The sequence below is a fragment of the Myceligenerans crystallogenes genome (genome assembly GCF_039529775.1).
Taxonomy (GTDB): domain Bacteria; phylum Actinomycetota; class Actinomycetes; order Actinomycetales; family Cellulomonadaceae; genus Myceligenerans; species Myceligenerans crystallogenes.
Window position 1 is genome coordinate 279,129 of sequence record NZ_BAAANL010000003.1, and the last position, 26,434, is coordinate 305,562.

Consider the following 26,434-nt stretch of genomic DNA (forward strand, 5'->3'; position numbering starts at 1 on the left):
ACCCGATGCGCCGGTCACGACCATGTCATCCGGGCCGATGGTCACGATCCCACCGACCAAAAGGGCATGGTCGGCGTCCGGCGGAGTCGGGGGACACTAGGGGGAACGTTCATCGAAAAATTAGGAGTGCTAGGTGTCCCAGGGAACTGTCCGATGGTTCGACGCCGATCGCGGGTTCGGTTTCATCGACCTCGGGAACGAGGCCGAGGACCTGTTCGTGCACGCGTCCGAGATCGTCGGCGACGACGGACCGAAGCTGCTCCGCGAGGGGCAGGCCGTCGAGTTCGAGGTGGGCGAGGGCGACCGTGGCCCGCAGGCACGGCGCGTCCGTGTCACCGGCGACCGGGCCGCCGACGCACCCCTGGGCGTGCTCGGCACCGTCAGCTGGTACGAGCCGGCCAAGGGCTACGGCTTCGTCACGCCCGACGACGGCGGCGTCGAGATCTTCGTGCACAGCTCGGCGATCGTCGGGGGCGGTGTGATCTCGGAGGGGCAGCGGGCGGCGTTCCTCGTCGTCGACGGGGAGAAGGGGCCGCAGGCGGACCACCTGCTGCCGCTCGGGGCCCAGGCCGGCCGGCATGCTGCGCCCTCGGACGGGGCGGACGGCACGGTGGCCTGGTACGACGACACCAAGGGCTTCGGGTTCATCGCTCCCGACTCGGGTGGCGAGGACGTCTTCGTCCACGTCAATGCACTCGGCTCGGGGTTGTCCGAGCTCTCCGAGGGCGCACGCGTGACGTATGACGTCGTCGACGGCGACAAGGGGCCGAATGCCCGCAACGTGCGGCTCGTGCGCGGCTCCGGGAACACGCGCGCGGCCTCGGACCGCGGCCGGCCGGGCCGCACCGCGGCATCCGGCGGGCCGGTGCGCGGAGGTGAGGGCACCGTCGCGCGCTACGACGCGGACCGCGGTTTCGGCTTCATCACCCCCGATGCCGGGGGCGCGGACCTGTTCGTGCACGTGTCGGTCGTGCGGGGCACCGAGGTCTTGGAGGAGGGCGATCGGGTCCGCTTCAAGGTGCGCCAGAGCGACCGGGGACCGCAGGCCGACGGCGTCGAACTGGTGTGAGGCCGGCGCGGTCGGCTCCAGGACGGTGCCGGGCCGGCCGCGGGCCGGGCTCACGTGCGGCGCGGCAGCGCCTGGATCTGGTCGACGACCAGGTCGGGACGGGTGACGAACGGGTGGTGCCCGGTCGGTAGCTCGACCGAACGCGTCGCGCGGCCCGCGTGGAGGCGCTGCAGCTCGACCGATGTGCTGCGGTCCCGCGCGCACACGAGGTACGTCGAGTCGATCCCCTGCCAGCCGGCCGCGCTGGTCGGCGTCATGAACGCCGCGGCCGACTGCGCCGTCACCCGCTCCCACGCCTGGTGCCGGGTCGCCTCGGCGGCGTCGTGCAGGAATCGCTCCCCGAACGAGGTCGCGTCGTAGCCGGAGACGCTCAGCGTGCCGTCCCCGTTGTCGCCGATCGAGACCGGGTCGCTCTCGCCGCTCATGATCGACGCCTGCGACTGCCCGAGGTCGGGCAGGTAGGACGACACGTAGACCAGGTGGGCGACGGAGGGGTGCCGGCCGGCCTCGGCGATGACCGTGCCGCCGTAGGAGTGACCGACGACGATCGCGGAGTCCACCTCGTCGAGCTCGGCCCGGAGCGCCGCCGCGTCGGCGACGAGGCCACCGGCAACCTGCTCCGGCGTGGTCTCGCCGCACGAGGGCAACGCGACCGCCCGGCTGCGGATGCCGGTGCGTTCCAGCAGCAGGTCCGCGGTGCGCTGCCACCACCACTGCCCGTCCCGCACCAGGGCACCGTGGACGAAGAGGAGTTCCACCACAGAGTTCCTTTCCAGAACCTGGAGCGTATCCGCTCCGCCAGCGGTGAAGCAGGCGGATCTGCTCACAGCAGCAAGGCCGCACCGAGGCGAGCGGCGGCAGGTCCCGGGTGAGCCCGCCCGCCGCTCGGCTCAGGGCGTCACTCGTGGCGCAGCGAGGAGATCGGGTCCTGCCGGGCGGCTCGCAGGGCAGGCAGGGTGCCGGCGAGGAGCGCGATGCCCATCACGCCCAGGACGACCGCGGCGATGCTGACCGGGTCGAACGCGATGAGCGTCAGCCCCGGCAGGTCCGCCAGGAAGTCCCCGGCCACACCGCCGACGATCTGGCCGACGCCGATCGCGGCGAGTACGCCCAGGGCGCTGCCGACCAGGCCGATCACCACCGCCTCGATGCTGAACAGGGAGAAGACGCGCCCGCTGGAGAGCCCCATGGCCTTCATGAGCCCGACCTCACGGGTGCGCTCCTGGACCGCCATGAAGAGCGTGTTGACGATCCCGATGCCCGCCGCGATCAGCGCGATCACCGCGAACCCGTTCAGCACGAGCACGACGGCGTCGATCACCGCCGTGATCGTGCCGAGCTGGTCCTCCAGCGTGCTGCCGGTATAGCCGGCCTCGTCCAGGCGGTCCTGCAGGGCCTGGGTCGCCTCGTCGCCCGCCGCGGCGTCGAACGACACCGAGGCCCGCGCGTAGCGGGTGGCCTCCTGCTCGGGTGCCCCTGTGGTCTGCAGGTCGTAGAGCGTCTGGGTGAGGGCGTCGTTCGGGACGGCGCCCGCCATGCTGATCACGCCGGGCTCTGCGACGCCGACGACGGTCGCCTCGGTCGTCACCTGCGTCCCGGTGCCGTCGGTGAGAGCCAGCACGACGGTCTGCCCGACCGCGTCCGCGGCGGTGCCCAGTTCCAGCGGCTCGAGATAGCTCTCGGGCAGTACGAGCTGGCGGTCGGTGGCATCGAGGTCCACCTGCGCGCCGGACGCGAGCTCGACCTTCATCCCGGGCACGAACGAGGAGAGGGAGATCTGGTACCTGCCCCCGTCGTCGTACCGGACGTAGTCGGTGGTGATGTCCTTGACCGGCTCGACGCCCCGCACGCCGTCGATCCCGGCGATGGTGTCGATGTCGTCGTCGGTCAGGGCGGTCGCCGTCGTTCCGGGCGGACCATCGACGGCGATCTGGTCGGGGTCGTACTCGGCGGGGCCCTCCGCGGGCCTGGACTCGCTCACCTTGGTGACCGTCATGACGTCGTCGACCCCGACGGAGGCCACCGTGTCGTCGAGGTACCGGTTGACGCCGGTACCCAGGCCGTTGGTCAGGGACAGCGTGAAGGCGCCGATGAAGACGGCCAGGACGGTCAGGCTGGTCCGCAGCCGCGACCGGAAGGCGTTGCGGAACGCGGTTCCGACGATGTCGACGGCCTTCATGCCGCCACCGCCGCGTGGGCGGCGAGCAGCCCGTCGCGGATGTAGATGCTGCGGTCGCAGCGGGACGCGAGGTCCTCGTCGTGGGTGACGAGCACCAGGTTGATGCCCCGACGCCGGTTCAGGTCGAACAAGATGTCCTCCACGACGGCGCCGGTGGCGGTGTCCAGGTTGCCTGTCGGCTCGTCGGCGAAGATCACGCGCGGCTGGTTGATCAGGGCCCGGGCGATGACCACGCGCTGCTTCTGCCCGCCGGACAGGTCGTTGGCCTTGTTCGCGAACTTGTCGTCGAGCTCGAGCTGGGACAGGGCGGCGAGCCCGCGGGCGGTGCGCTCGCGGCGCGGGACGCCGGCGATCCTGAGCGGGAGCGTCACGTTGTCCAGCACGCTGGCCCGGGCGTTCAGGAAGAACTGCTGGAACACGAACCCGAAGGTGCTGTTGCGGGTCTCGTTGAGCTGCTTGGCCGAGAGCCGGGACGTATCCGTCCCGTCCAGGGTGATGGTCCCCGAGGTGGGCCGGTCGAGCAGGGCGAGCAGGTGCATCAGGGTCGACTTGCCCGAGCCGCTCTTGCCGATGATCGCGATGGACTCGCCCGCGGCGATGTCCAGGTCCAGGCCCTTGAGCGCCTCGAACGCGCTCGGGCCGGACCCGTAGGTCTTGCGCAGGTTGCTGACGGAGAGCAGTGGGGATGCCACGTCGGCCGCCTCTCTTCCGTGGTGCCGGAGATGTGGACGCGATCAACTCTCGTCCTCGGGCGGCCCGCGCGAGTCATCCTGGCGATGACTCCTGTGTACCGCGCTCGTACCACTGGGCCGACGTCGATGTCGCCGCCGCGAGTCGTCCGGGAGCCGCCGGAGAACGCCCGCGAGCACGGCGCCGGGCACCGTTCACCATAAGACCGAATGCCAATCAGGTGCTATTGTCAAACGGCACTCCCCAAGCTTCTGAGCCGTGAGAACTGCCATTTCCGGTGCAGGCCCGGCGAATACGTCACCCGTGCTTGAGGAGAGAGAATCGTGGCTTATCAACCGCTCGAGAACTACGGAATTATCGGCGACCTGCACACGGTGGCGTTGTCCGGCGTGGACGGGTCGATCGACTACCTGTGTTTCCCGCACTTCGACTCCCCGACGGTTTTCGGCGCCCTGCTCGACGACGACCGGGGCGGACGGTTCAAGATCGCTCCTGCCGCCGAGGAATTCCGGTGCAAGCAGCTGTACCTGCCGGACACGAACGTGCTCCTGACCCGTTTCCTCGGCGCCGACGGGGTCATCGAGATCACCGATTTCATGCCGATCGGGGAGATGCGGCACACGCACATCCTCGTCCGGCGGGTGCACGCGGTCCGGGGCCCAGTCGACCTGCGTCTCGAGTGCGCGCCGCGCTTCGACTACGCCCGGGTCGAGCACCGCGCGGAGGCCAAGGGCAACGTGGTGTGGTTCATCCCGGAGGACGACACGATCCCGACCTTGCGGCTGCTCTCCACAATTCCTGTCGACGTCGTGGACGGTGACGCCGTCGTCGGCTTCACCCTGCAGTCCGGCCAGAGCGCCGACTTCATCCTGGAGGCCGTCGAGAGCGAGGAGCGGAGCCCGGCCGAGGCCTCGGACTACGCCGACAAGGCACTCCAGCACAGCATGGAGTACTGGCGCGGCTGGAACGCGACGATGTCCTATCACGGACGGTGGCGGGAGATGATCGGCCGCTCGGCGCTGACGTTGAAGCTGCTCACCTCGCAGAAGTACGGCTCCATCGCCGCGGCCGGCACCTTCGGCATCCCCGAGGAGATCGGCGGCGAGCGCAACTGGGACTACCGGTTCACCTGGGTCCGGGACGCGTCGTTCACCGCGGCCAGCCTCATGCGCCTCGGCTTCACCGAGGAGGCCCGCGGCTTCATGGACTGGATCGAGCAGCGGTTCGACGAGTCCGACACCCCGGGGAAGCTGCAGATCATGTACGGCATCGACGGCCGGCACGACCTCACCGAGGAAACGCTGGACAATCTGAGCGGCTACCGGGACTCCGCTCCGGTGCGCATCGGGAACGGGGCGTACAACCAGACCCAGCTGGACATCTACGGGGAGCTGCTCTACGCGATCAACATCTACGACGAGCTGGTGGAGCCGATCTCCTTCGGGCTCTGGAAGGACCTGTCGGCGGCCATCGGCTGGGTCTGCGACCACTGGCGGGACACCGACGAGGGCATCTGGGAGGTCCGCGGTGGTCAGCGCGAGTTCCTGTACTCGCGGCTCACCGACTGGGTGGCGCTGGACCGGGCGATCCGGATCGCGCAACGGCGGTCGTTCCCCGCTCCGCTGACCCGCTGGATCCAGGTCCGCGACGACATCCACGACGAGATCTACGCCGGTTTCTGGAGCGAGCAGAAGCAGGCGTTCGTCCAGTCAAAGGGTTCCGACACGCTGGACGCGTCGGCGCTGCTGATGCCGCTCGCCGACTTCATCGCCCCCCGTGACCCGCGCTGGCTGTCCACCCTCGACGCCATCGAGAAGGAGCTGGTGGACGACGCGCTGGTCTACCGCTACCACCCGGACGCCGCCGCGTCGGACGGCCTGGAGGGCGCCGAGGGCACCTTCGGCATCTGCTCCTTCTGGTTCGTGGAGTGCCTCGCCCGGTCCGGTCAGGTCGACAAGGCGCGGCTCTTCTTCGAGAAGCTGCACGGCTACGCGAACCATCTGGGCCTGTACGCCGAGGAGCTCGACCCGTCGGGGCGGTTCCTGGGCAACTACCCGCAGGCCTTCACGCACCTCGCCCTCGTCAACAGCGCCCTGTACCTCGACGAGGCCCTCGACCGGCGCCAAGCCTGAGGCGAGCCGCCGGTCGCGGGGCTCCGGTCACGGGGCGTCGATGGCCGGCGGTGCCGTCCAGCTGCCGAAGCCCTGCGCCTTGGCTCCGGGCGGGTTGGCGCCGATGGTGGGCCACAGCAGGCCCTCGGTGTAGGACGCCGGGGAGACGACGTGGGTGCTGTCGTGGCGGCCGCCCGCGTGCACGTCACGCCACTCGGACGGCAGCTGGTACCACGTGCCGACGAACCACATCTTGATCACGTTGCGCGCGACCGGGCCGAGCAGGGGGTCGCTGAGGACCCGGGCGCGGAGTGCGGCGTCCAGCGCCTTCTCGTCGTCGCCGGCGGCGCGGCGCACGTCCGCGAACGTGGTGAGCAACTGCGCCAGCACCTCGTCCCCCACCGCCTCACGCGTCGTGGACAGGTAGGGATCGGCCTGGCCGGTGCCGAGCAGGCGGAAGCGGCTGTAGCCGGTCAGGGTCGAGGAGAGGTCGAGGAACGCCTCGTGGAACTCGTCGTCCATCTCAGGCCACCCCCACCGGGGCGAGGCCGCGGAAGACCGGGGCCGCGTTGACACCCGGCCGGCCGGGCATCGGGTTGCGGATGATCCGCGAGGCGAGGTCCCTGATGTGGAACATGTCGACGACAGCCGGCACCAGCAGCTCCGGCCGGCCGTTGAAGGCCTCGGTGAGCCGGGCGAGGAAGTCGCCGTACGCCCGGCTGAAGGCCGTCACGGCGTCCTGCAGCTCGCCGGGCTCCGGGTAGTGGTCGAGGGCCGAGTCGGGCATCAGCGGGTAGACGGCGTCCCAGTCCACGTGCAGGGCCGGACCGGTCGGTCTGCCGGCCTCGTCACCGGGCTGGTAGTAGTGGCCCCGGAGCAGCTGATCGAACCGGTAGAAGTGGGCGAGCTCTCCTTCCTCGTCGAAGATCCCGCCGCCCAGGCCTTCGCCTTGCTCGCTGATGATCCGCAACGCAGCGGCCGCCGACGCCGCGTCGGTGACCTCCACGACGGACGCGCCACCGGAGTAGTAGTAGGCGGGCCCGACCTGGCGGGCCGGGTCGCCGCGGAACAGGTCGTCGCCCAGCTCGTGGTGGAGGCGCTCGAGCCCTTCGCCGATCTCGGCGTAGAACTCCCCGATGCTGAAGAAGTGGAGATCGTCCTCGTGGGCGTTCACCGTGGGCATCAGCGTGCGGGCGGACCGGTCACGCGACACGAAGCGCGAGCCGCCCTGGTCCGCCACGGCGGGCCGCTCGATCTTCAGGAAGGTCTTGATCGTGTCGGGCGAGAAGGCGCGCGTGCCGACCTCGAAGTCGGTCTCGCCGTCGGGCAGGCGCGTGGGGTAGACCGGCACGAAGTCGTTCCTGGACAGGTCGGGGGTCCCTCCCACGGCGTTGAGGAGGTTCGCGGCCAGGGTCAGGTGGAGCATCTCCTCGACCGCGACGACCCGGATCACCCGGTGGGCGTCCTGGTTCGCCGTGGAGTGCATCGAGTAGAGGGCGGTGAGGTACGGCGGGATCGTCGCGTGCTCCAGCTGCATGGCGACATGGAGGTACTGGTGCAGGTCCTCGACGGTGGCGATGCGGCGCAGGCTCATCAGGTCATCCCTTCAACATGACGGACGGGCGGGTGGTCAGCTCGGAGACGATGTGGTCCGCGGTGCGGAACGACAGCGCCGCGAGGGTGAGCGTCGTGTTGGACGTGCCGATGCTCGGCATGCTCCCCGACCCGGCGAGGTAGAGGTTCTGGTGGTCCCAGGACCTCTGGTGGCTGTCGACGACGGAGTCGTGGCTCGCCGTGCCCATGACGTGGGTACCGGCCCAGTGGTTGCCGCCGCGGAGCACGTAGCCCTCGCCCTGGTGGGACACGAAAGCCGGGTCCCGCGGGTCGTAGAACGTCCTGTCCTCCACGCCGAGCCGACGGAACAGCTGACGCGAGACCCGGCGGCTGGCCGCGACGGCGTCCATCGTGTAGTCGGGCAGGGAGTACGAGAGCACCGGGCGCAGGTTGCCCAGCGCGTCGACGTAACGACCGTCGACCGTGATCCGGTTGCTCGGCTCCGGTGGCACCTCGATCATGAACGACAGCATCAGCTGGCGGGAGATCCGGTCCACCACGCGCCGCCGCAGGGCCGTGCCGTAGGCGTTCGCGTCGTCGACGAGCTCGATGAGATCGGTGTAGGGCGCCCCCGTGGCCCAGGACCAGCCGTCGTTGTGGATGCTGACGCGTATCCCCGCATGGCGGCCGCGGAAATCCCCCGAACGCAGGTCCTCGATCCCCGAGGTGCACTGCGAGCCCCGCATCGTCCCCGCGATCTCGGGCAGCAGGCCCCAGGTCAGCAGGTAGGCGTGGTCCATCAGGTTGCGGCCGACGAGCCCGCTGCTGCTCGGCAGGCCGGAGGCCAGCAGCAGCCGGGCGTTCTCGACGGGATTGGCGGCGAGCACGTAGGTGGTGGCGCGCAGGGACCCGGTGACGTGCTCCGGCGACGTCGTCGAGCCGTAGGCCTGGTAGTCCACGTGGCTGATCCGGCCGTCCGCACCGACGTGCACCTGGGACGCGACCGTCTGGGTGAGGATGTGGACCCGGCCCGTCCGCACGCCGAAGGAGAGCGTCTTGCGGGCGCTGTACTTGGCCTGGACCGGGCACAGCGGCACGCAGTTGATGTTGCCCTGGCAGCGCTCGCCCTGGTCGATCTGGTGCGTGCTCACCGCGCCGACGGGCACGTATCCCTTGCCGCCGTCGTAGGCGGCGTTAGGGATGCCGTTGCGGGCCTGCGCCGTCGGGCGCACCTGGATCGTGCACTCGGTCGCCTCGAGCCGCACGACCGTGCCGTCGAGGTCCCGGGCGAGCGTGGTGTCGAGGTAGGACGGCGGGAGGCCGTGCATCGGGAACTCGTAGCCCGGCGGGAAGGTGATGCCGTAGAACGTCTGGTCGGCCACGTCGGCGGACACGCCGAGCTCGCGCTCCGCCTGCCGGTAGTGCGGCTCGAGGTCGTCGTACGTGAGGGGCCAGTCGCGCCCCGTGGCGAAGCGGGTGCGCATCCGGAAGTCCTCCGGGAGCATGCGCAGGGCCTTGCCCTCCCAGTGCATCGTCGTGCCGCCCAGCACCCGGGTGTAGGTGCTGTCCATCTCGTAGGGACCGTTCTGGACGAGATAGCTCAGCGAGTCGGGGTGTCCCTCGGCGAGGCCCCGCACGTCCGGGGAACGCGGCATGGGCGCGTTCGGGTTGACCTCGTAGGCGGAGTTGTTGTCCTTGGCGGCCGCACCGTAGAACCGCGTGAGGTGCGTGTCGTACTCCGCGACCGACAGCTCCTTCCCGGGGCCGGCCTCGACGACGAGCACCTGGAGCCCGCGCTCCGCGAGCGATCGGGCGATGATGGCCCCGCTGACACCCGAACCGACGACGAGAACGTCGTACTCGGTGCGCGCTGCGGTGGCGTGGTCGATCGGAACTGGCACGAGAGGGACCTTTCTTGGGAGGTCGAGCGGGATCAGGGGATCGGGCGCACCGTGGCCGGGTCAGAGCCCGGTCAGGTCCTTGAGGTGACGGCGGGCGAGACGGAACGCCTCCAGCGGGTGGGCGACGGCCGGGTCTTGTTCGGCCTCTACCACCAGCCAGCCCGTCCAGCCGTCGTCGGCCAGCTTCCGCAGGAGCGGGGCGAAGTCGATGCAGCCTGCCGGGTCGCCCGGGACGGTGAAGATGCCCTGGCGCAGGGCGTCCCAGAAGCTCAGCGCCTCGTCGTGCATCCGGTCCAGCACCGGCCGGCGGAGGTTCTTGAGGTGGACGTGACCGATGCGTCCCTCGTGCCGGGTCAGGACGTCCAGGGGGTCACCACCCCCGATCAGCAGGTGGGCCGTGTCGAGGAGCAGCCAGGTCTCGCCGGCCACGGTGCCGGCCATCAGCCGGTCGATGTCCTCGGACGACTGCACTCCCGTGCCGGTGTGGTGGTGGTAGTTGACGCGCAGGCCGTGATCGGCGGCGATCCGGCCCATCTCGCCCAGCCCGCGGATCATGGCGTCCCACTGCGCGTCGTCGAACACCGGCCGGTTCGCCAGGGCCGGGACGGGCCGCTGGTGGACCGCCCCGGTCACCTCGGCGACGTAGACGTCCTGCAGGCCGATCGCGGTGAAGAACGGGATCTGGTCGCGGAAGGTCCGCAGGGTCTGCTCGTAGGCGCCCCCCTTCGAGGCGAACCAGGTGGAGACCCAGCCCCCCGAGACGGCCAGCCCCCGCACGTCGAGGGCGGCCTTGAGGGTCGCGGCGTCCTGGGGATAGGTGCTGCCCAGCTCGGTGCCCTCGTAGCCCGCGAGGGCCATCTCGCTGACGATCTGGTCGAAGGACGTGCCGGCGCCCAGCGCCGGGAGGTCGTCGTTCACCCAGGCGTTGGGCACGGCGGCGAGGCGAACGGTTCCGGAGGCGAACATGTGTCCCTTTCGATGGTTCATGACTGACCCTCCGCGGAGGCGTGCGTGCGGGTGCCGTCGAGACGCGTGCGAGTCCGGAAGCGCCAGAGGCCCCAGACCACGACCACCACGAACTCCGCCAGGAGGACGCCGATCGCGAGGAACGGACGCACGAAGGCGAACAGGATCGTGGCCGTCGCGACCGCCGGCAGCACGTAGAGGTGGTGCGACCGGTGACGGTTCAGCGCCGCCGTGGGCTCGTCGGGGTGACGCAGCTGCGGTTCGCGCAGGGCGTGCGCGGCCAGGAGACCGAGGCTGAGCGACATCAACCCGACGTTGACCGCGAACACGATGGTCGACCAGGGCTCGACGATCCGCTCGGTCCCGATCACGTCGGTCGAGAAGGGCACGAGAGACACCAGCCCGAGGACAGCGAAGTTCAGGACCAGAGTCACGAGGAGACACTTCCGGAGCCGCGCCGTCACCGCGTGGTGCACGAGCCAGAAGCGAGCGATCAACAGGAAACTGATCAGCCATGCGGTGAAGACCCGTGCGTTGTCCTGCATGAGCATGAGGATTGACTCGTCCGTCTCCGGCAGCCTCAGCTCCAGCACGAGAAGGGTCAGCACGATCGCGTAGACGCCGTCGGTCAGAGCGTTCATCCGCTCCGGCGTGAACTGCCCCTCGACGCGGACGCCTTCCTCCCGCCGCGGGCCGTCGCGCCCCGGGAAGCCGGCCTCGGGCTCCGTCATGTCTTCTTCCACTCCGCGTTGACCGGAAGGGACTTGTCGTCGACGACGACCTGGATGATGGACGGGCCGCTCGTGTTGGCCAGTGCCCCCCGGACCGCGTCGTCGAGCTCGCCGTAGGTCGTGACCTTCCAGCCCTGGCAGCCGAAGACCGCGGCCAGCTTGCTGTACTCCCAGCGATGCAGGTAACAGGAGTCGTAGAAGGGCTGGTCGGTGCGGAAGACGGACGGGTCGGCGAGCCACTGCTCGACGCCGTACACCCCGTTGTCGACGACGAAGATGATCGGGTCGAGGCCGAAGCGCGTCTGCGTCGAGAGGCATTGGGCGCTCATCTGGAAGCCGCCGTCGCCGGCGAAGACCATCACCCGTTGCTCGCTGCGCTTGGCCAGGCAGACGCCCGTCGCCGCCGGCGAGATGTAGCCGATCGACGAGTACGACGGCTGGGCGAAGAACGCTCTGGCGGTGGGGACCCGCAGCAGCAGGCTGCCGAAGTAGTTCAGGCTCGCGTCGCTGCCGACGATCGTGTTCTCGTCGACGTAGCGCGGGATGACCTCGTAGAACCCGGTGTACGTGATCGGGGCGGCGGGATCCGGCGGGGCGGGGGCCGGTGGTGTCACGGCCCGCAGCGGCGTCGTCTCGCGTGCGACGCCGCTCGTGGTCAGGGCGTCGATGGCGTGGGCCAGCGCGACCTGGGGCCAGAAGTAGGTGCCGTACTTGACGGTGTCGAACGACACGAAGGCCGTCTTCTCGAACCGGGGATCCCAGCCCAGCGAGTTGAGATCGGTCAGCCAGACGCCCAGCGCCAGGACGAAGTCGGCCTCCTCCACCAGGCTCTGGACCTCCGCGGAAGACGCCTGCCCGTCGAAGACGCCGGCGAACAGGGTGTCGTCCTCCGCCAGGACCGACTTGCTCAGGAACTCGGTGACATAGGGGATGTTCAGCTGCCGCACGAGTGTCTCGGCCTGTTCGTGCAGGCCGAGGCGGTCGACCTCGATCCCCACCCAGATCAGCGGGTTGCTCGCCTTCTCGAGCATCGCCGCGATCGTCGCGACGGACTCCTTGAGCCCGGCGGCGTCGGACATCGTGCGGGCCGGCCTGAGCTCGCCGCGCGGCGGCTCGCACTCCAGGTCGACGATGTCCTGCAGGAGCTCGATGTAGACCGGGCGCCGTTCCGTGAGGCACTGCGTCAGGGCGTAGTCGATCAGCATGCCGGCCAGGTCGGGGTTGTCGATGCGCACCGTGGCGGCGGTCAGGTGCTCGAAGGCCTGCGCGTCGGTCTCGCGCCCGCTGATGAAGTGGTGCGCGATGAAACCGGTCTGTTCGAACGTCAGGGTCTTCTTGATGTCCGGCGTGCCGTTGATCAGCACCACGGGCACTCTCTCGGCGTAGGCCCCGGCGATGGCGTTCACGGCGCTCAACGCGCCCGGGGAGTAGGTGACGCACAGCGCGCCTATTCCGTTGAGGCGGGCGTAACCGTCGGCGGCATAACCGGCGTTGAGCTCGTTGACCTCTTCGATGACGGCGATCGGGCTCGGGCCGACGTACCCGTTCACCCACCGGATGGTGTAGTCGCCGGCGATCGAGAAGAGATGGCCCAGCCCGACCTGCCGGAGCCGGTCGACCAGGTACTGCCCGACCGTGTAGGGATCACTCATGGCTCGGAACCTCCGTCGATTGTGGCCAGGGATCAGTAGCTGGCCGCGCCGCCGAACAGGCGCGGCAGGTAGATGTCGAAGATTCCCGGGCACCGGCGTTCGGGATATCGCGCGAGCATGAAGTTCTTGAAGTCGGTGCCGGTCAGTCCGTCCGCGGCGGCCGCGGCGGCCGCGGACAGATACTCGATGTTCCGTGCGACCTCGTTCCTGTCCGCCGGGAGACCGTGGCCGGCGAGGAACATGTCATGGTCCTCCGCCAGCAACTGGCCCAGGACGCGGATCCATCGGTGCAGGTCAGAACTCAGATAAAGGTGAGTTCCGCTGTACACGAGGTCCTGGGCGACGCACACGCCCAGTTCGGGGAGCTTGATCGTCAGGTGATAGTCGATCTCGGTGTCGGTCACCACGTCGAAGACGTAGCGGATCCCGTCGATGGTCTCCTCACCGGGCCGCACGATCCCGTCGGGCACGACGACGCCGTCCGGCAGGAAGTCGCCCATCTTCCAGTGGTCGGCCAGCGAGTCCGCGCCGTGCTCGCGGAGGAAGTCGACGGTCTCGGCGAGCGCGTGGACGGGCACGTCGCGAAAGGCCGTGCCCAGCCCGAACCAGTGGTCCGGGTGGCGATGCGAGAGGTACAGCCTCTCGATCGGCTTGCCCAGGGTGTCGGCGTACTCGCGGAAGCGCCGGGCGTACGGCGCGAGGAACTGGCTGTCGACCAGGACCAGCTTGGTCGGGCCCTCGATGATGTGCGTGGCGTTGGCGATGTTGTTGTCCAGGAACGAGGACACGAAGGTGTGCACGCGGACATCGGGGGAGCGCCTCGCCACCACGACGATGGGAGCGGACAGGGAGTGCGACATGGGTGGACCTCCGAGCCTGCGTCAGCGGAAGGGATGGACGGTCAGGGTTGCGCGGCGACCGCTGCGAGCCGTTCCCGCAACGTGGCCAACGCGGCCGCGGCGACGTCGTAGGCGCTGCCGTACGGCGTCGGCTCGTCCTCGCCCGGCCGCCAGAACCGGCGGCGCGACATCCGCATGGACGCGTCGAAGGGCGGGATCGCGTTGAAGACCTCGACGAGGTAGGGGCCCTCGAAGACCGGTTCGAGCTCCCGCAGCAGCACGTCCCACGGGATCCAGGCGTCCTCCACCGCGCCCCGGTCGGGCGCCGAGACGTGTACGTAGTGCAGCCGGTGCTGCGCGACCGCGCGGGCGACGTCGCGCCGGAAGCTCCGCGGGCCCCGGCTCTCCATGACCACCTGCGCGGTGTCCACGGCCACGCCGGCCGGACTGCTCTCGAAGCTCTCGAGGAAGTCCAGCACCTCGGAGACCATGTTCGGCCCGGGGGTCTCCCAGTTCTTGACCGGCTCGATCGCGAGCGTGACGTTCTTCGCGACGGCATGCTCGACCAGCTCCGCGAAACTGGACCGCGCGGTCACATACCGCTGCGCCATCACGTCCTGCAGCGCGTCGCTCCAGATCGGCTCGCCGTCGTCGGTGACCGGGAAGACGCCGTACGGGTAGAGGAACGGCCCGGACATCATGGCGGCGTCGCCGCCGAGGACGGCGGTGATGTCGACCCGGGACTTGAGGTAGGCGAGCGCCTGCGCGCGTTGCTCCTCGTACGGCGAGGTGATGTCGTACCGCTGGGTCGTCCCGACGTTGGTGGTGAAGGGAACGTCGCCGACGCCGGCGCGATCGAACCTCTTCTTCAGCTCGACGTAGCTCGCGACCTCCCGCGCGTGATCGCCCCCGCCTGGCGGTGCCGCGATGTGCACGTCGAAGCCGGTGTAGCCCATGTCCTTGAGCACCCGGCAGTGGTCGATCAGGGTCCGGCTGTACGCCTCGTCGTCCGGGCGGAGGTCGGCGGTGAACATGAAGAAGCTGAAGTAGATGTCCCGGGAGGACGTCGTGGTCATGCTCGCTCCCTTGCTCTCTCGAACGGCACGGCCAGGAGCCGGCACGCTCGCACAGGCGGGCGTGGGCTGCCCTGACCTGCACGAGCCGGCGGTTCACCTGGACGTGCCCGTTCGGCCTCGACGACCGGCAGACCTCCGTCATCACGCCGATCAATGTCCGCATGTTTTGGACAAAGTCGAAGAAATCATCTCTGTGCGGATCTACAACCACACGCTCCACACAATTACCGATGGGCTCCCGGCCCGCAACCGCAAGGCTCCCTCGGCTGCGCCGAGGCAGCGGGGACGCACGAGAAACTGCCGACCGCGGGCCCGTCACGAGGCATGCGAAAACCCCGCCTGCCGTGGGTGTGTACCCAGTTCAGACGGGGTTCTGCGAGGTGTGGAGCTAAGGGGATTCGAACCCCTGACCTTCTCATTGCGAACGTGCGTTCGATCATCCGACCCGCGCTGCATCGCCAGATTTCCAGTGCATGAAGAGCGCTGCAATCCAGGCGTTGCATTCTGGGGGAACCTCGGGGGAACCTGCTGGCGACGTCATGCGAGCTGAGCCAGGACCAATGTCTTGTCGTCGTGGAGCTTCGCACGCGGCCAACGTCGCCCGCGTTGGTCGAGGGCTTCCTCGTGCTGGATGCTCGCGAGAACCGGCTCGACACCGTGAGCGCGGACCTCGTCGTAGAGGTCCGCCCAGGTGACGGCGCGGGGATGCCGTTCGACTTCGACGCCGTCAGACGCGAGGACCAGGGCGACCATTCCGGTACGCGCACGGTCGATGCTGAACCCGTGCCGTGCCGCTTCTGGTTCAGCACCAGCGATCCAGAATCCTCCAGGGCGGTTCCGATGCCGTGCCTGCTCACGTTGAAGACTCAGGAGCTGCACCCGGTGCTTCTCGTCGAACCCTCCGCCTGCCGCCAGGTGCGCCCGGTAGGCCGCTCGCTCCTGCACGCCGACCAGTTCGATACGGTCATCCGTGAAGACCTGGGCGGACCCCTGCCCATCCAGGAGCGTTACCACGCTGTCGCCGAGCACGTAGATGTCAATATGGCTGTGCGACCACCGAGCGATCGCTACGGTGCTTGTCGGTGTCGAAGCGACCTCAAGGTGGAAGGCGTCTCGAACCGCCCGGATCGCCTGCTCAACGATCTCGGCAAGCGGCGTCGTGGCGTCCATTGCTCGTTCGATCGCTTCGCCTAGCCGCTCTGCATACCACCCCGGATCGTGCGACCGATCGCCCGCGACCGACGTCGCGCCGTCCAGGACGACGGCGAATCCGTGACCAATTACGTAGCGGTCCTGGTTCGCTGTGCCCCCGGCGAGCGTCGCGGCATTGATCATGACGTGTGCTTCCTCGGGCCCCATGCTGCCGCGGTCTCGGTAACCGCCATTCCCTCGAAACTGCTGGTGACAATGAGCGAGAACGGCTGCTCTCCCACCGCCTCGAACAGCTCGGTGAGGTTGCGTCGGATGTACTCGACCGCCCCAACCGATCCGAGCGCGTGGACGCCGGCCACGATGAGAACCATGCGGCCGTTGCGCTGGACCCTGGCGATATAGGCGGTCTCACGGGACGGATCCCCCTCGTCGGACGGCGAGACGAACACGTTGCCGTTGCTCCGGTCCGTGATGACCCACCGGCCATGTTCGTCGGGCTCGAACGAGAGATGCGGGTCGTTGGCGATCGCTTCTGCCGTAATGCGCGAGGACTTCGGCCCGCAGATCGCTACGGCGTCAGCAGGCGGTTCCCACTCGCCGCCTGCCGGGATCGGGAACGTCTCGACGGCGAGACTGAGCGATTCGAGGATGCCGGCCATCGCCTTGGACGCCGTCTCATCCTCGACGGCGACCACGCCGAGCGGCCTGTCTTTGACTGCTCGCACGGGAAAAGCGATCGTGACCGGGCCGACGCCGAAGAAGGCGCGCTCCAACGGCGGGGCGCTCTTTCGGAGCTGCGTCACTCGACCCTTACTGATGCCGACCTGGGACGCGACCTCGGTGTAGGTCATACCCAGCTCGTCGTGCGCGCGGTCAATCGCCGCGCGCCGAAGGCGGGCGAGTTCATGAGAGCGCTGGGAGTACGTCTGCAACAGCGCCGTTGCGTTCCGCGCCTGGCGGATGGGGTCAGGATCCGCCCTGACGTCTTCAAACTCTGCGACATCCATAGCCCCGAGTTTAGACCCCTTGACACATCCCGCAAGAGCCTCTACGGTCTGTGTTTAGCCCCCTCAATGCATGGAGTGCATGGAGTGCTCCTGGCGTTTAGGGGGGTCAACAGATTGCGTGGGTGTAGCCCTCGCCCTGACTTGGAGGTACGCGATGAGCATCACGACGACGGAGACGGCGATGGCCGGCGCGGCGGGTGCGCCGCTGTCGCTGGTGGAGTTGCTGGTGGATGTGGCGGCTGTGGTGGGCCGGATCGGTGAGGGCAAGGTCGCGGCGGTGGACATGGGCCGGGGTGTGGTGGTCCTGACGCTGGTGGGTGGGGTGGACGCGTTCAAGGTGGGTGACGCGCTCGGCCTGGACTTCAAGACCGTGCGGATCGGCCGTGCCGATGGTGAGCGGGCCGCGTTCGGCCGCTCGGACCAGACGGGTGCGATCCCGATCCTGGAGGTCCGTGGCGGCATGTACCACGGCGACCTGGCCGCCTACGGCTACGACGAGCGCAGTCCGCTCTGGTACGCGAGCGAGATGGAGCGCCGCGACCGCGCCCACGGCATCGCTCACACCGGCCGTCCCGGTGAACAGCACCTCGGCTGCACGGGCCTGGTCCCCGGCTGGGAGACCGACTGACCGCTAGCCCGGCACGGGCTAGCGCTAGACCTTCGCCTAGCGCCAGGAACCGCAGGATCACGCCGGTCTAGGCCCGCTAGGACCCCGGCCCACGATCCCGGAACCGCCCGCCAGGACGTCCTACGACGCCGCGAGCCGGGCTAGCACTAGCAGCCACCAGCACGAGCACGACGACGAGAGAGGAACTGCGATGAGCATCCAGACCCCGACCCTCACCCTGACCGGCCCGGCCCCGTACGAGCCCGACGCGTTCGACACGCTGTGCGACACCGCGGCCCTGGTCCGGCAGCTCGGCCGCGAGAACGTCTCGGACATCACGGTGGCGGCCGGGTACGTGAAGATCACGCTCGCGCGCGGCGTCTCCACCTGCCGCGCCGCTGACACCCTCGGCCTGGACGGGCGCCGCTACTGCGAGTGGAACGACCTGGACGGCGAGTACCGCTGGTACGCCATCGGCGACCTGCCCGCCGGGCAGATCGAACTCGACGGCGACGCGATCCCGCAGTAGCTCTGAGCCCACCCCCAGCGGCCCGCGCAGGCCGCTGCCCGGTAGCAGAAACCCCCGCTACCGGTAGCAGCGCTGCTACCGCCCCTGCTACCGCGAAAAACCGCACCAGACCAGGGATAACACGCCCTGGTAGCGCCGGTAGCAGCATTTCGGCACTACCCCGCCGCTACCCCGAAACCCCGGTTTCCCCGCCTCTGGGGGACCCCCGCGACCCGCTACCGCTACCACCCCCAAGGAGACAGCAACCATGAGCACCAGCCCTCTCGGCACGTACAGCGTCCTGAGCCTCACGACCCACGAGAACGCCCGCCCGGCCGACATCGACACCGCCTGGAACCTGCTCGCCGAGGTGGTCGAGCTGACCGCCCGGATCGGGCGGGACGTCATCACCGACATCGAGGTGGACCCGACCGGCCGCGAAGTCCGCATCTTCTGCCACGGCGACGAGCTCAACGCCTGGTCCTTCGGCCAGGTCATCAACCCGAACCGGACCTGGTCCCAGGGCCTGTGGTTCGAGCCCGGCACCGGCGACCTGTACCGGATCGGCTCCAACGTCACCGAAACCGGTCTGCGCGTCCACGTGCTCGCCCTGGCCGACCTCGACGCGGGCGACGCCGAACGGCTGCCCGAGGACGCGGACGCCTCGGGCGTCGCCTACTGGCTCTGACCGCCATGGGCAGCACTCTGATGGATCCGTACGACCCGCCCCGCGACCCCACAGCGCGGATGACCGAGACCGAACGCCGCCAGCTCGCCAACGAGCTTGCCCGCGCCGGTTTCGACCCTGACTACCTCGCCCACCGGTACGGCCTCACCCGCCGCCACGACAACGACTGGCCGGACACCACGCCCGGCCACGCCCGGCCGGACACCAGGCCCGGTCACGACCGAGACGGACAGTTCGCGCTGTCCGCCCCGGCCACCACGACGACCGGCCACGCCAATGGCCGTTCGTCCGGACAGAACCGCTCGCGCTCCAACCTCCAAGAAGGTGCACGATGACCAGTCCCAAGCCAGTACACACCAGCCCCGACGCCCCGGACAACCACACCGGCGAGGTCAACGGCTGGCCGCCGGTTGTCCGCCCCGGCAGCCGCGCCACCACACCAAACACTGACCGCCCGGCCAAGTCCACGGACACCACGGCGGACACCACGGCGGACCGGTCCACGGACACCGCGCCGGACCGGTCCACGGACACGGACACGGACACGGCCACTGTGTCCGCGCCGTTCGACGTGGACACCGTGGCCGGGTTCTGGCAGGCCCGCCCGGAACTCGCCACCATCCACCAGTACGCCCAGGCGTCCATCGTGGCCCCGTGGGCCGTGCTCGGGTGCGTGCTGGCCCGCGTCTCGCTGTCCACGCCGCCCGCGCTGGTCCTGCCCGCCATGGGCAACGGCACCATGGGCGTGGCCTCGCTCAACGTCTTCATCGGGCTGGTCGGCCCATCCGGCTCCGGCAAGGGCCTGACCACCGCGACCGCACGCGGCGTCCTGGACGTCCAGCCCGGAGCGGGCCGGACCATCACCGCACTCCCGCTCGGCTCCGGCGAAGGCATCTCCCACGCGTTCCACACCACCGACGACAACGGCAACACCATCCCGGCCGCCTACTCGGTCTGGTTCGACGTCGCCGAGATCGACACCCTGACCGCGCTGACCGGCCGGTCCGGGTCCACCACCGCGGCCGAGGTCCGCAAGGTGTTCTCCGGCGAAACTCTCGGATTCCAGAACGCAGACCCGGCACGCCGCAAGGTCGTAGACGCCCACACCTACCGGGCCGCGCTCGTGGCCGGCGTCCAGCCGCGCAAGGCCGGGCCGCTGCTCGCAGACGACGGCGGAGGGACGCCGCAACGGTTCCTGTGGATGCCGGTCATGGACCGCACTGCTCCCGACGTCGCCCCGCCCGCCCCGGCACCGCTGCGCTGGTCCAGCCCGGTCCTGGCGACCCAGACCGAACGCGTCGTCATGGACGTCCACCCCGCCATCATGGCCGAGCTCGAAGCAGGACAGCGCGCCCGCCTGCGGGGCCAGGTCACCGACGGCGACGGACAGCAGTCCGCAGTGCGGTTCAAGGTCGCCGCGCTGCTCGCGCTCCTGGCCTGCCGCCTGGAGGTCACCGAGTCCGACTGGCAGCTCGCGGACTACGTCATGTCTGTCTCGGACCAGACCCGCCAGTGGATGCGCGACGCCGTCGCGACCGACGCCGCCCGCGCCATCCAGGCCCGCGCCAACGCCCGCGCCGCTCACGACGAGCACTACGACACCGCCGCCGTCGCCCGCACCGCGACCAAGCTGCTCGCCAAGCTCGGCACCGAGCCGGTCTCGGCAAGCACGGTCCTGCGCTGGTTCGGACCCTCACTACGAGGAACCGTCGAACCCGCCATCGATGACCTGATCCGACGCGGCCTGGTCGAGCGACACGACGACGAGTACCGAGGCCAGCCCCGGACCCTGCTCCGACGCCCCGAGTAACCCCGCCGTGAACGGGTTAGGGGTGACGTGACGTCACCCCTAACCATCACGGCTAAAACCCCAGGTCAAAGACCAGATCCAGCCGTGATTCTTAGGGGTGACACCCGTCACCCCTAACCCCCCGCACCGCCCCGTAAAGCATCACGAAGAAACAGCCGAAAGGAAGAATCACTATGAGTACCACCATCGATGTTCAGCGTGTCGCGCCCGATGACGACTTCCTCACCACCGAAGAGGTGGCGGCATGGCTCAAGGTCGCCACGTCGACCGTGTGCCGCTGGCGCCTCGCAGGCAAGGGACCGCGCGTCGTGTGGCTGTCGCCGTCACTCCCTCGGTACCGCCGTGACGACGTGATCGTCTGGCTGGACCAGAAGGCGGCGTGATGAGCATCCAGAAGACCGCGAACGGGCGGTTCAAGGCTCGCCTGAAGAGCGGGCGAGAGTACCTCGGCGGTAAGACGTTCGACACGCGGGGTGAAGCCGTGGCCTGGCTTCGCCGCGAGCGTGCAGCTCTCGCAGGCGGCATCGACCCGCGCGCCGGCCGGGAGAAGGTCCGCGTGGTCCTGGAGCGCTGGCTCAAGGTCCGGAGGAACACCGTGGCAGCGAAGACCTACAAGGCCGACGCGGACCTCCAGCGACTCATGCCGACAAGCCTGCTGAACATGCACCTGAGTGCTGTCTCGGATCGCGAGGTTGCGCGCTCGTTCGAGCTGCTGCTCGCTGGCGCTCCCGCCCGCTCCAAGAAGCACCAGGGCGGGCGCGCGCCGGAACGGCTCACCTCGTCGGCAGTCGTCCGGTACCGCGCCAGCCTGTCCGCATTCTTCGGCTGGTGCGTGCGAGAGAAGCTGATCGCTGTCAACCCTGTCACGAACACCCGTGTCCCGAAGTCGTCAGAGGAAGCCGTAGAGATGAACCCCTTCACCGAGACCGAACTCGAGCGCGCCTACGCCGACTGGACCAAGCGAGACGCCCGGCTCGCAGACATCCTGCTCGTGATGGGCTGGACGGGACTCCGCTGGGGCGAAGCTCGAGCTCTCCAGGTGGCCGACTTCGTGGAGGTCCCCACGCCGGGCCTGATGGTCCGGCGGAACCAGCCCGAGGGGATCGAGCGGAAGCGCCCGAAGGGTGGCCGGTCCCGTCGTGTTCCGCTGGCGAACCGTGTCCTTCCCATCGTGCGCGACCTGGCGCAGGGTAAGGCACCGGATGAGCTGTTGCTCACGACGATGCGCGGAGCGACGCTCCACAGGTCGGCCGTACTGCGAGCCCTCGCCTGGGAGACGACCGGGCGCGGACGCCGGCTACACGACCTGCGGCACACCGCCGCGTGCTTGTGGCTCGCCCGCCGCGTGGACCTCGCGACGGTTCAGGCGTGGTGCGGCCACGAGTCAGCCGCGACGACGAACCGGTACCTGCACTTCCTCGGCACCGGGGCGGACATGGCGGGCCTGGAGAGGCTGAACGACGGGCGGGGGAACCCCGGGGGAACCCGCGACGCCAGCACCGGTTCCTGAGTACGCGGAAACCCCGTCTGATCCAGCGTGTTTGCGCTGGTCAGACGGGGTTTCTCGGGTGTGGAGCTAAGGGGATTCGAACCCCTGACCTTCTCATTGCGAACGAGACGCGCTACCAACTGCGCCATAGCCCCTCGGTGCTGGAACAGACTAGCACTCGACCTGGCCAGGGTCGCAAATCGAAGGCGGTGGCGCTTGCCACATCGGGCCGGACGCCGCGCGGGCCGGCGCCCCGGTGCGGACACCAGGACGCCGGCCCGCGTCATCGCGACCCCGCCGTCAGGCAGCCCGGCCGTACGCCCGGAGCTCCCAGATCGACACGCCCCACGGCGTCAGCCGCTTCGGTGCGTCGATCCGCAGGTACCGCCCGGTCCCGGAGACGGTGACCACATCGGGCGCCGCCGTCGTCTTCGTGACCGTCCGCAGCGTGGTCCACGGCCCGGTCGGGGAGTCCGCCACCTGGACCGAGAACGTCGCCGCCGCCGCCGTCTCCCAGTCGATCTCGACGCGCGTCAGCGTGGACCGCGCCCCGAGGTCCACCTGGAGCCACTGCCCGTCGGCGAGCTGGCTCTCCCAGCGTGAGCCCGGGTTCCCGTCCACCGCCAGCCCGGGGAGCTGGGCGTCCCGCACGCTGGACGCCGTCGCGGTCTTCCCCCGCGCGAGCTCGGCCTCGCCGGTCCCCGGCTCCCCGCTCCCGTCGGACCGCACCTTCACGAGCTGCCGCGCGGGCACCGAGACCGTCCCGACCTCCCGGGCGCCCTCGTACACCGGATAGGTCCGGGCCGTGTCCGTCGGGTTGTACACCACGTACGTGTACACGTTCCCGTCCCGGTACACCTGGCTCGTGGGCGCACCCACCCGCCGCGCCGTGGTGTGCTGCCCCAGCCCGCGGTTCGCCAGCCCGGTGTAGTGCACCATCCCGGCCATGGACACGCCGCGTGCCACGGGGTCCCCGCGCGCCTCGAGCTCCGCCGAGATCACGGTGTACGCCCGGGGATCCACCTGTGCCAGATACCCCAGCACCACGTTCCCGAGAGCGTCCCCCATCTTCGAGTACACGTCCGCCGCGGCCCGCACGTCGGCCGGATCCGCGGGATCGAACCCGCGCACGTCGTATGCGCCGTCGACCGTGCGCTCGTCGAACATCCGCGCGAGCAGCTCCTTGCCGAACGCCTGGTCCTCGCCGAACCACGACAGCCACGGCCCGGTGGGCAACCACTGGATGCCGTAGATCCACGCCGGGTCCCCGGAGAAGTACGTCGCGTACGCCTGGCCTGAGTCGAACAGGATCCCGGTGCTGCCGTGGCGGTACGACGACGGGAAGTTCCCCGGCCCCTCCGCGGCAGGCGCCCCGGCCCGCCCGTGGTAGTCGAACCAGTACTCCTTCACCGCGGCCCGCTCCGTCACGTACCCCATGGCCCCGGCGTCCCGCATCGCGTCGTTCCCCAGCGCGGACCCGAGCAGGAACAGCCCGGCCCACGACTGCAGCGCCTCCGAGCTCGACTCCTGGTTGTTGCCGCCCGGAGAGCTCGTCCCGCCCGCGTACGAGTGCCCCTGCCAGGTGTCGAACGTCCGCAGGTAGGGGAACTCGCCGTCCGTGCGGTCCCAGTTCGCGTACTGCTTCGCCACCAGCGTCGTCAGCCCGCCGTACTGCCGGCCCCACTCCGGGTCCTCCAGCGCCAGGTACGCCGCCGCGAGCGTGAAGTACCCGTAGTGGAAGTGGTTGTCCGTGAACTCGAAGGACCCGTACGAGTCCGAGAACCCCACCAGCGCCTTCCACGTCGGGTACCGCGCGAAGAAGTGCTGCGTCTCGCCCGGCGTGTACGTGAACCAGTCGTTCAGCGCGGTCCGCAGCGACGCCTTCAGCGCGGTGTGGGCGGCGTCCGCGCCGATCTCCTTCGCCACCGCCATGTACTGCGCCAGCTGGAGCACGTCCTTGCCGCCCCAGTAGGTGTCGGCCCCGTACCCCGTCTTCTCGGCGTACTCCTCGACGTACCGCACCATCCGCGCCCGGTCGTACCCGGGCGTGCCCTCGGGATCCGGCAGGAACGGCACGATCCCCTCGAACGGGTACCGCAGCGTCCACCCGCCGTGCCCGGCCGTGGCCCGCAGCACGCCCCGTGGGGTGTCCCACGTGTCACCCGTGAACGCCCACGTCTGGCGGCCCTCCCGGTAGTGGTGCGGCAGCCATCCCTGCACCGTGTCCAGGTTGGTGCCCTGCAGCGCCTCGGTGGTCAGGTCCCACGTCTGCCGTACCTCGCCGGCCGCGACGTCGTACGCGTGGTCCATCCGCGTGTCACGGACGACGGCGAACGCCCGCTGGTGCAGCTCCGCCAGGTCCGCGCCCGGGTCCGTGCTGCCCTGCGGGATCGCCGACACGACCAGGTACGGGGCGCGCGCGGTCACCAGCAGCGCGTTCCCGGACCGCTCGACGCGCGACCCGTCCGGCAGGTGCACCCCGTACGACCGCCCGTTCTGCCGGATCCGCAGCATCGACACGTCGGCGGGCAGCGCGAGCGGCGCGCCGTCGCGTGCGAGCACCTCGGCGTCGTCGGCGATCGTGAGCCGGGGCTGCACGCCGTCGAGCTCGAACCACACGTACGGCACGCCGCGTGCGGCGGTCACGTCGATGCCCTGCGGGCTCGCGGCAGTGTCGGCCGGGCCGCGCAGCCGCCACGAGACGTCCCACTCGCCCCAGCCGGTCACCGTGGCGTCCTGCGCGGCGAAGGTCGTGGCGAAGCGGCCGGGGAGGCCTGCGGGGTCGTCGGTGCGGACCACCTGGTCGAGCAGCACGTGCGCCCAGCCGGCGGTCAGCGTGTCGACCACCTCGAGGCGCGCGGTCCGTCCGCGCAGGGCCGCGACGTCCCACGTCACCCATTCGAGCTGCTCGGAGTTCTTGCCGGTGGCCTGGCGCACGGCCTGCCCGTCGACCACCAGGCGCACCTCCTCGGTGCCGGGGTGGTTGCCGCCGCCGATCAGGAACGCGAGGTGGTTCCGGTCGATCGTGAACGACGACGACGTCAGCGTGCCTGTCGCGCCGTCGCCCTGCGCCGAGGTGAACGAGTTGACCAGCCGCTTCCCGAGGAAGCCGGACACGGCGCTCTGCCCCGTGGCGGTTCCGCCGGACGGCCCGCCCGAGAACGCGGTTCCGGTGGCGGTCCAGCCGGCCGGATGGCCGCTCTCGAAGTCGGCCATGACGACGTCGCTCGGGCCGGGCCGGGGCGAGGCCGTGGCGCCGACGACGATCGGCGACTCCAGCACCCGCGCGGTCCCGTCCGCGTTCCAGCGGGTCGGGAGCGTGACCCTCGTCCCCTCGGCCGAGTTCGACACGACGAGCGGGTTCGCCCACAGGTCGCCGGAGAACTTGCTGACCAGCAGGTCCGTCCACCAGGCATTGGTCTTGACCGGCTTCCCGGCGAGCGAGTCGTCGAGATACAGGTCACGGTCCACGAACCCGCTGACGTCGTGGTTCGTCGTGTCGAGGGCGGCGGGCGGCGCCGACGCGTACGAGCCCGCGCCCACCGGGACGACGGCGGGGTCGGGCACGGGTTCGGCCCCGGCGGTCGGTGCCGCGGTCAGGCCGGCGGCGACGAGGGCGACGACGGCGGCGGCCGTCACCGCCGGCGGGCGGCCGGTCCGTCGGGAGTGCTCCGGGGCGGAGGCGCCGTGACGGCGGCGTACCCCGAGGTGCGGTCGGATCATGATCACGTCTCCGATCGGCGGGCAACGCTGCCCGCGGAGTTGTCCGAGCACACCGCCGGGCTCCGGTGCCCGGCGGCGTCGCGCTCGACAGGTTACTGACCTGTCAGTTCATTGAGCGCGCTCTCAGGGTAGCCGCCGACCGTTCGGGTGAGAAGACGTCATCACATGAGAAAGCGGGCGGGGCCGGCGCGTCTCCGCGCCCGGCCCCGCCCGCTCAGCGGTTCATGCCCGCGTCCTGCGCGGGGACCCGTATCCCGGGCAGCGCCACCATGAGCGCCAGCTCGAACCAGTCGGTGGGGACGTCCGGGGGCCCGATCCGCACCCACGGGCCGCCGGCGTCGTCGTCGGACACGGGGAGAGAGAAGCCGGCGTTCTCCGCGGCCTTCTCGATGTGCTCGATCCGCAGCCCGACGCCCGCCGGCAGCGCGCAGAGCCGCCGCAGCGTCGGTGTCCGGCCGGCCATGCCCCACAGCTCGCAGGTGTCCGGCCTCGATCCTGGTCCCTGGTGCACCCGGATCCTCGGTAAGGTCTCGCTCAGGGGCAGACCGCCGAGTCCGAGACGGATCTGTTCGTTGAGATCGCCGATCTGGCGCGCGGCGCGTCGACTGAAGCGCATGGGGGGTGCTCCTTCGGGGGGCGAGCGGCACTCGCGATATCTTTGACCTGGTCAGGGGCGTAGTCC

The 26,434-nt window shown here is 69.9% G+C and carries 24 protein-coding genes and 1 tRNA gene; 9 read left to right on the forward strand and 16 right to left on the reverse strand.

Annotated features, from left to right (window positions below; genetic code table 11):
• The first annotated feature begins 133 nt into the window (after positions 1 to 133).
• Positions 134 to 1,069, forward strand: a complete 936-nt coding sequence (locus ABD208_RS08865) for a cold-shock protein (protein WP_344101678.1) — start codon at positions 134 to 136, stop codon at positions 1,067 to 1,069.
• Positions 1,070 to 1,119: 50 nt separating this feature from the next.
• Here ABD208_RS08865 and ABD208_RS08870 read toward each other — a convergent pair whose 3' ends face one another.
• The 3 genes from ABD208_RS08870 to ABD208_RS08880 form a co-directional block, all read right to left on the reverse strand.
• Positions 1,120 to 1,827: an alpha/beta hydrolase gene (locus ABD208_RS08870; protein ID WP_344101681.1), complete on the reverse strand. Its 708-nt coding sequence runs from the start codon at positions 1,825 to 1,827 to the stop codon at positions 1,120 to 1,122.
• Between the two features lie 140 nt (positions 1,828 to 1,967).
• Complete coding sequence (locus ABD208_RS08875; RefSeq protein ID WP_344101684.1) at positions 1,968 to 3,248, reverse strand: ABC transporter permease; 1,281 nt, start codon at positions 3,246 to 3,248, stop codon at positions 1,968 to 1,970.
• The gene (locus ABD208_RS08880) at positions 3,245 to 3,940 is read right to left on the reverse strand and encodes an ABC transporter ATP-binding protein (RefSeq protein ID WP_344101686.1); all 696 of its coding nucleotides are present in this window, start codon (positions 3,938 to 3,940) and stop codon (positions 3,245 to 3,247) included. The genes ABD208_RS08875 and ABD208_RS08880 overlap by 4 nt, the downstream gene beginning before the upstream one ends.
• Before the next feature lie 321 nt (positions 3,941 to 4,261).
• Between ABD208_RS08880 and ABD208_RS08885 the strand changes: the two genes are divergently transcribed.
• Entirely contained in the window at positions 4,262 to 6,070 is a 1,809-nt protein-coding gene (locus ABD208_RS08885) for a glycoside hydrolase family 15 protein (protein WP_344101688.1), read from the forward strand.
• A 27-nt stretch (positions 6,071 to 6,097) separates the two neighbouring features.
• On the opposite strand, the gene ABD208_RS08890 is transcribed toward ABD208_RS08885, so the two are convergent.
• From ABD208_RS08890 to ABD208_RS08935, 10 genes are all read right to left on the reverse strand, one after another.
• Complete coding sequence (locus ABD208_RS08890; RefSeq protein WP_344101690.1) at positions 6,098 to 6,571, reverse strand: hypothetical protein; 474 nt, start codon at positions 6,569 to 6,571, stop codon at positions 6,098 to 6,100.
• A gap of 1 nt (position 6,572) precedes the next feature.
• Entirely contained in the window at positions 6,573 to 7,643 is a 1,071-nt protein-coding gene (locus ABD208_RS08895) for a ferritin-like domain-containing protein (protein WP_344101693.1), read from the reverse strand.
• A gap of 4 nt (positions 7,644 to 7,647) precedes the next feature.
• On the reverse strand, positions 7,648 to 9,504 hold the full coding sequence (locus tag ABD208_RS08900) for a GMC family oxidoreductase (protein WP_344101695.1): 1,857 nt from the start codon (positions 9,502 to 9,504) through the stop codon (positions 7,648 to 7,650).
• Positions 9,505 to 9,564: 60 nt separating this feature from the next.
• Positions 9,565 to 10,491: a myo-inosose-2 dehydratase gene (gene iolE, locus ABD208_RS08905; protein WP_344101697.1), complete on the reverse strand. Its 927-nt coding sequence runs from the start codon at positions 10,489 to 10,491 to the stop codon at positions 9,565 to 9,567.
• Positions 10,488 to 11,201, reverse strand: a complete 714-nt coding sequence (locus tag ABD208_RS08910; protein WP_344101699.1) for a TMEM175 family protein — start codon at positions 11,199 to 11,201, stop codon at positions 10,488 to 10,490. Before ABD208_RS08910 ends, iolE begins: the two co-directional genes overlap by 4 nt.
• Positions 11,198 to 12,853, reverse strand: coding sequence for an alpha-keto acid decarboxylase family protein (locus ABD208_RS08915; RefSeq protein WP_344101701.1), 1,656 nt, complete (start codon positions 12,851 to 12,853; stop codon positions 11,198 to 11,200). Before ABD208_RS08915 ends, ABD208_RS08910 begins: the two co-directional genes overlap by 4 nt.
• Before the next feature lie 32 nt (positions 12,854 to 12,885).
• Positions 12,886 to 13,713: an MBL fold metallo-hydrolase gene (locus ABD208_RS08920; protein ID WP_344101703.1), complete on the reverse strand. Its 828-nt coding sequence runs from the start codon at positions 13,711 to 13,713 to the stop codon at positions 12,886 to 12,888.
• 41 nt (positions 13,714 to 13,754) lie between these two features.
• The gene (locus ABD208_RS08925; protein ID WP_344101705.1) at positions 13,755 to 14,768 is read right to left on the reverse strand and encodes a sugar phosphate isomerase/epimerase family protein; all 1,014 of its coding nucleotides are present in this window, start codon (positions 14,766 to 14,768) and stop codon (positions 13,755 to 13,757) included.
• Positions 14,769 to 15,305: 537 nt separating this feature from the next.
• Complete coding sequence (locus tag ABD208_RS08930; RefSeq protein WP_344101707.1) at positions 15,306 to 16,103, reverse strand: protein phosphatase 2C domain-containing protein; 798 nt, start codon at positions 16,101 to 16,103, stop codon at positions 15,306 to 15,308.
• Positions 16,100 to 16,927 carry a hypothetical protein gene (locus ABD208_RS08935; protein ID WP_344101709.1) on the reverse strand — a complete coding sequence of 276 codons (828 nt, stop codon included), beginning with the start codon at positions 16,925 to 16,927 and terminating at the stop codon, positions 16,100 to 16,102. Before ABD208_RS08935 ends, ABD208_RS08930 begins: the two co-directional genes overlap by 4 nt.
• A 154-nt stretch (positions 16,928 to 17,081) precedes the next feature.
• Between ABD208_RS08935 and ABD208_RS08940 the strand changes: the two genes are divergently transcribed.
• From ABD208_RS08940 to ABD208_RS08970, 7 genes are all read left to right on the forward strand, one after another.
• Positions 17,082 to 17,555, forward strand: a complete 474-nt coding sequence (locus ABD208_RS08940) for a hypothetical protein (protein WP_344101711.1) — start codon at positions 17,082 to 17,084, stop codon at positions 17,553 to 17,555.
• 190 nt (positions 17,556 to 17,745) lie between these two features.
• Entirely contained in the window at positions 17,746 to 18,063 is a 318-nt protein-coding gene (locus ABD208_RS08945) for a hypothetical protein (RefSeq protein ID WP_344101713.1), read from the forward strand.
• Positions 18,064 to 18,310: 247 nt separating this feature from the next.
• Positions 18,311 to 18,730, forward strand: coding sequence for a hypothetical protein (locus ABD208_RS08950; RefSeq protein WP_344101715.1), 420 nt, complete (start codon positions 18,311 to 18,313; stop codon positions 18,728 to 18,730).
• A gap of 59 nt (positions 18,731 to 18,789) precedes the next feature.
• Positions 18,790 to 19,065, forward strand: coding sequence for a hypothetical protein (locus ABD208_RS08955; protein WP_344101717.1), 276 nt, complete (start codon positions 18,790 to 18,792; stop codon positions 19,063 to 19,065).
• Positions 19,062 to 20,540: a hypothetical protein gene (locus tag ABD208_RS08960; RefSeq protein WP_344101719.1), complete on the forward strand. Its 1,479-nt coding sequence runs from the start codon at positions 19,062 to 19,064 to the stop codon at positions 20,538 to 20,540. The genes ABD208_RS08955 and ABD208_RS08960 overlap by 4 nt, the downstream gene beginning before the upstream one ends.
• Before the next feature lie 173 nt (positions 20,541 to 20,713).
• Positions 20,714 to 20,923: a helix-turn-helix transcriptional regulator gene (locus ABD208_RS08965; protein WP_344101721.1), complete on the forward strand. Its 210-nt coding sequence runs from the start codon at positions 20,714 to 20,716 to the stop codon at positions 20,921 to 20,923.
• Entirely contained in the window at positions 20,923 to 22,050 is a 1,128-nt protein-coding gene (locus ABD208_RS08970) for a tyrosine-type recombinase/integrase (protein WP_344101723.1), read from the forward strand. Before ABD208_RS08965 ends, ABD208_RS08970 begins: the two co-directional genes overlap by 1 nt.
• Positions 22,051 to 22,111: 61 nt before the next feature.
• Here the strand turns inward: ABD208_RS08970 and ABD208_RS08975 are convergent.
• From ABD208_RS08975 to ABD208_RS08985, 3 genes are all read right to left on the reverse strand, one after another.
• Positions 22,112 to 22,184 (reverse strand) — tRNA-Ala (locus ABD208_RS08975).
• A gap of 145 nt (positions 22,185 to 22,329) precedes the next feature.
• Positions 22,330 to 25,752: a glycosyl hydrolase gene (locus ABD208_RS08980; RefSeq protein ID WP_344101726.1), complete on the reverse strand. Its 3,423-nt coding sequence runs from the start codon at positions 25,750 to 25,752 to the stop codon at positions 22,330 to 22,332.
• Between the two features lie 214 nt (positions 25,753 to 25,966).
• The gene (locus tag ABD208_RS08985; protein ID WP_344101728.1) at positions 25,967 to 26,368 is read right to left on the reverse strand and encodes a hypothetical protein; all 402 of its coding nucleotides are present in this window, start codon (positions 26,366 to 26,368) and stop codon (positions 25,967 to 25,969) included.
• Positions 26,369 to 26,434 lie beyond the last annotated feature (66 nt).

Excerpts from the sequence above, each read along its gene's own strand:
- ABD208_RS08965 (WP_344101721.1), top strand. The coding sequence starts at position 20,714 with ATGAGTACCACCATCGATGTTCAGCGTGTCGCGCCCGATGACGACTTC.
- ABD208_RS08890 (WP_344101690.1), bottom strand. The coding sequence starts at position 6,571 with ATGGACGACGAGTTCCACGAGGCGTTCCTCGACCTCTCCTCGACCCTG.
- ABD208_RS08950 (WP_344101715.1), top strand. The coding sequence starts at position 18,311 with ATGAGCACCAGCCCTCTCGGCACGTACAGCGTCCTGAGCCTCACGACC.
- ABD208_RS08985 (WP_344101728.1), bottom strand. The coding sequence starts at position 26,368 with ATGCGCTTCAGTCGACGCGCCGCGCGCCAGATCGGCGATCTCAACGAA.
- ABD208_RS08980 (WP_344101726.1), bottom strand. The coding sequence starts at position 25,752 with ATGATCCGACCGCACCTCGGGGTACGCCGCCGTCACGGCGCCTCCGCC.
- ABD208_RS08920 (WP_344101703.1), bottom strand. The coding sequence starts at position 13,713 with ATGTCGCACTCCCTGTCCGCTCCCATCGTCGTGGTGGCGAGGCGCTCC.
- iolE (WP_344101697.1), bottom strand. The coding sequence starts at position 10,491 with ATGAACCATCGAAAGGGACACATGTTCGCCTCCGGAACCGTTCGCCTC.
- ABD208_RS08955 (WP_344101717.1), top strand. The coding sequence starts at position 18,790 with ATGACCGAGACCGAACGCCGCCAGCTCGCCAACGAGCTTGCCCGCGCC.
- ABD208_RS08960 (WP_344101719.1), top strand. The coding sequence starts at position 19,062 with ATGACCAGTCCCAAGCCAGTACACACCAGCCCCGACGCCCCGGACAAC.
- ABD208_RS08915 (WP_344101701.1), bottom strand. The coding sequence starts at position 12,853 with ATGAGTGATCCCTACACGGTCGGGCAGTACCTGGTCGACCGGCTCCGG.
- ABD208_RS08935 (WP_344101709.1), bottom strand. The coding sequence starts at position 16,927 with ATGGATGTCGCAGAGTTTGAAGACGTCAGGGCGGATCCTGACCCCATC.
- ABD208_RS08925 (WP_344101705.1), bottom strand. The coding sequence starts at position 14,768 with ATGACCACGACGTCCTCCCGGGACATCTACTTCAGCTTCTTCATGTTC.
- ABD208_RS08910 (WP_344101699.1), bottom strand. The coding sequence starts at position 11,201 with ATGACGGAGCCCGAGGCCGGCTTCCCGGGGCGCGACGGCCCGCGGCGG.
- ABD208_RS08970 (WP_344101723.1), top strand. The coding sequence starts at position 20,923 with ATGAGCATCCAGAAGACCGCGAACGGGCGGTTCAAGGCTCGCCTGAAG.
- ABD208_RS08940 (WP_344101711.1), top strand. The coding sequence starts at position 17,082 with ATGAGCATCACGACGACGGAGACGGCGATGGCCGGCGCGGCGGGTGCG.
- ABD208_RS08930 (WP_344101707.1), bottom strand. The coding sequence starts at position 16,103 with ATGATCAATGCCGCGACGCTCGCCGGGGGCACAGCGAACCAGGACCGC.
- ABD208_RS08875 (WP_344101684.1), bottom strand. The coding sequence starts at position 3,248 with ATGAAGGCCGTCGACATCGTCGGAACCGCGTTCCGCAACGCCTTCCGG.
- ABD208_RS08945 (WP_344101713.1), top strand. The coding sequence starts at position 17,746 with ATGAGCATCCAGACCCCGACCCTCACCCTGACCGGCCCGGCCCCGTAC.
- ABD208_RS08895 (WP_344101693.1), bottom strand. The coding sequence starts at position 7,643 with ATGAGCCTGCGCCGCATCGCCACCGTCGAGGACCTGCACCAGTACCTC.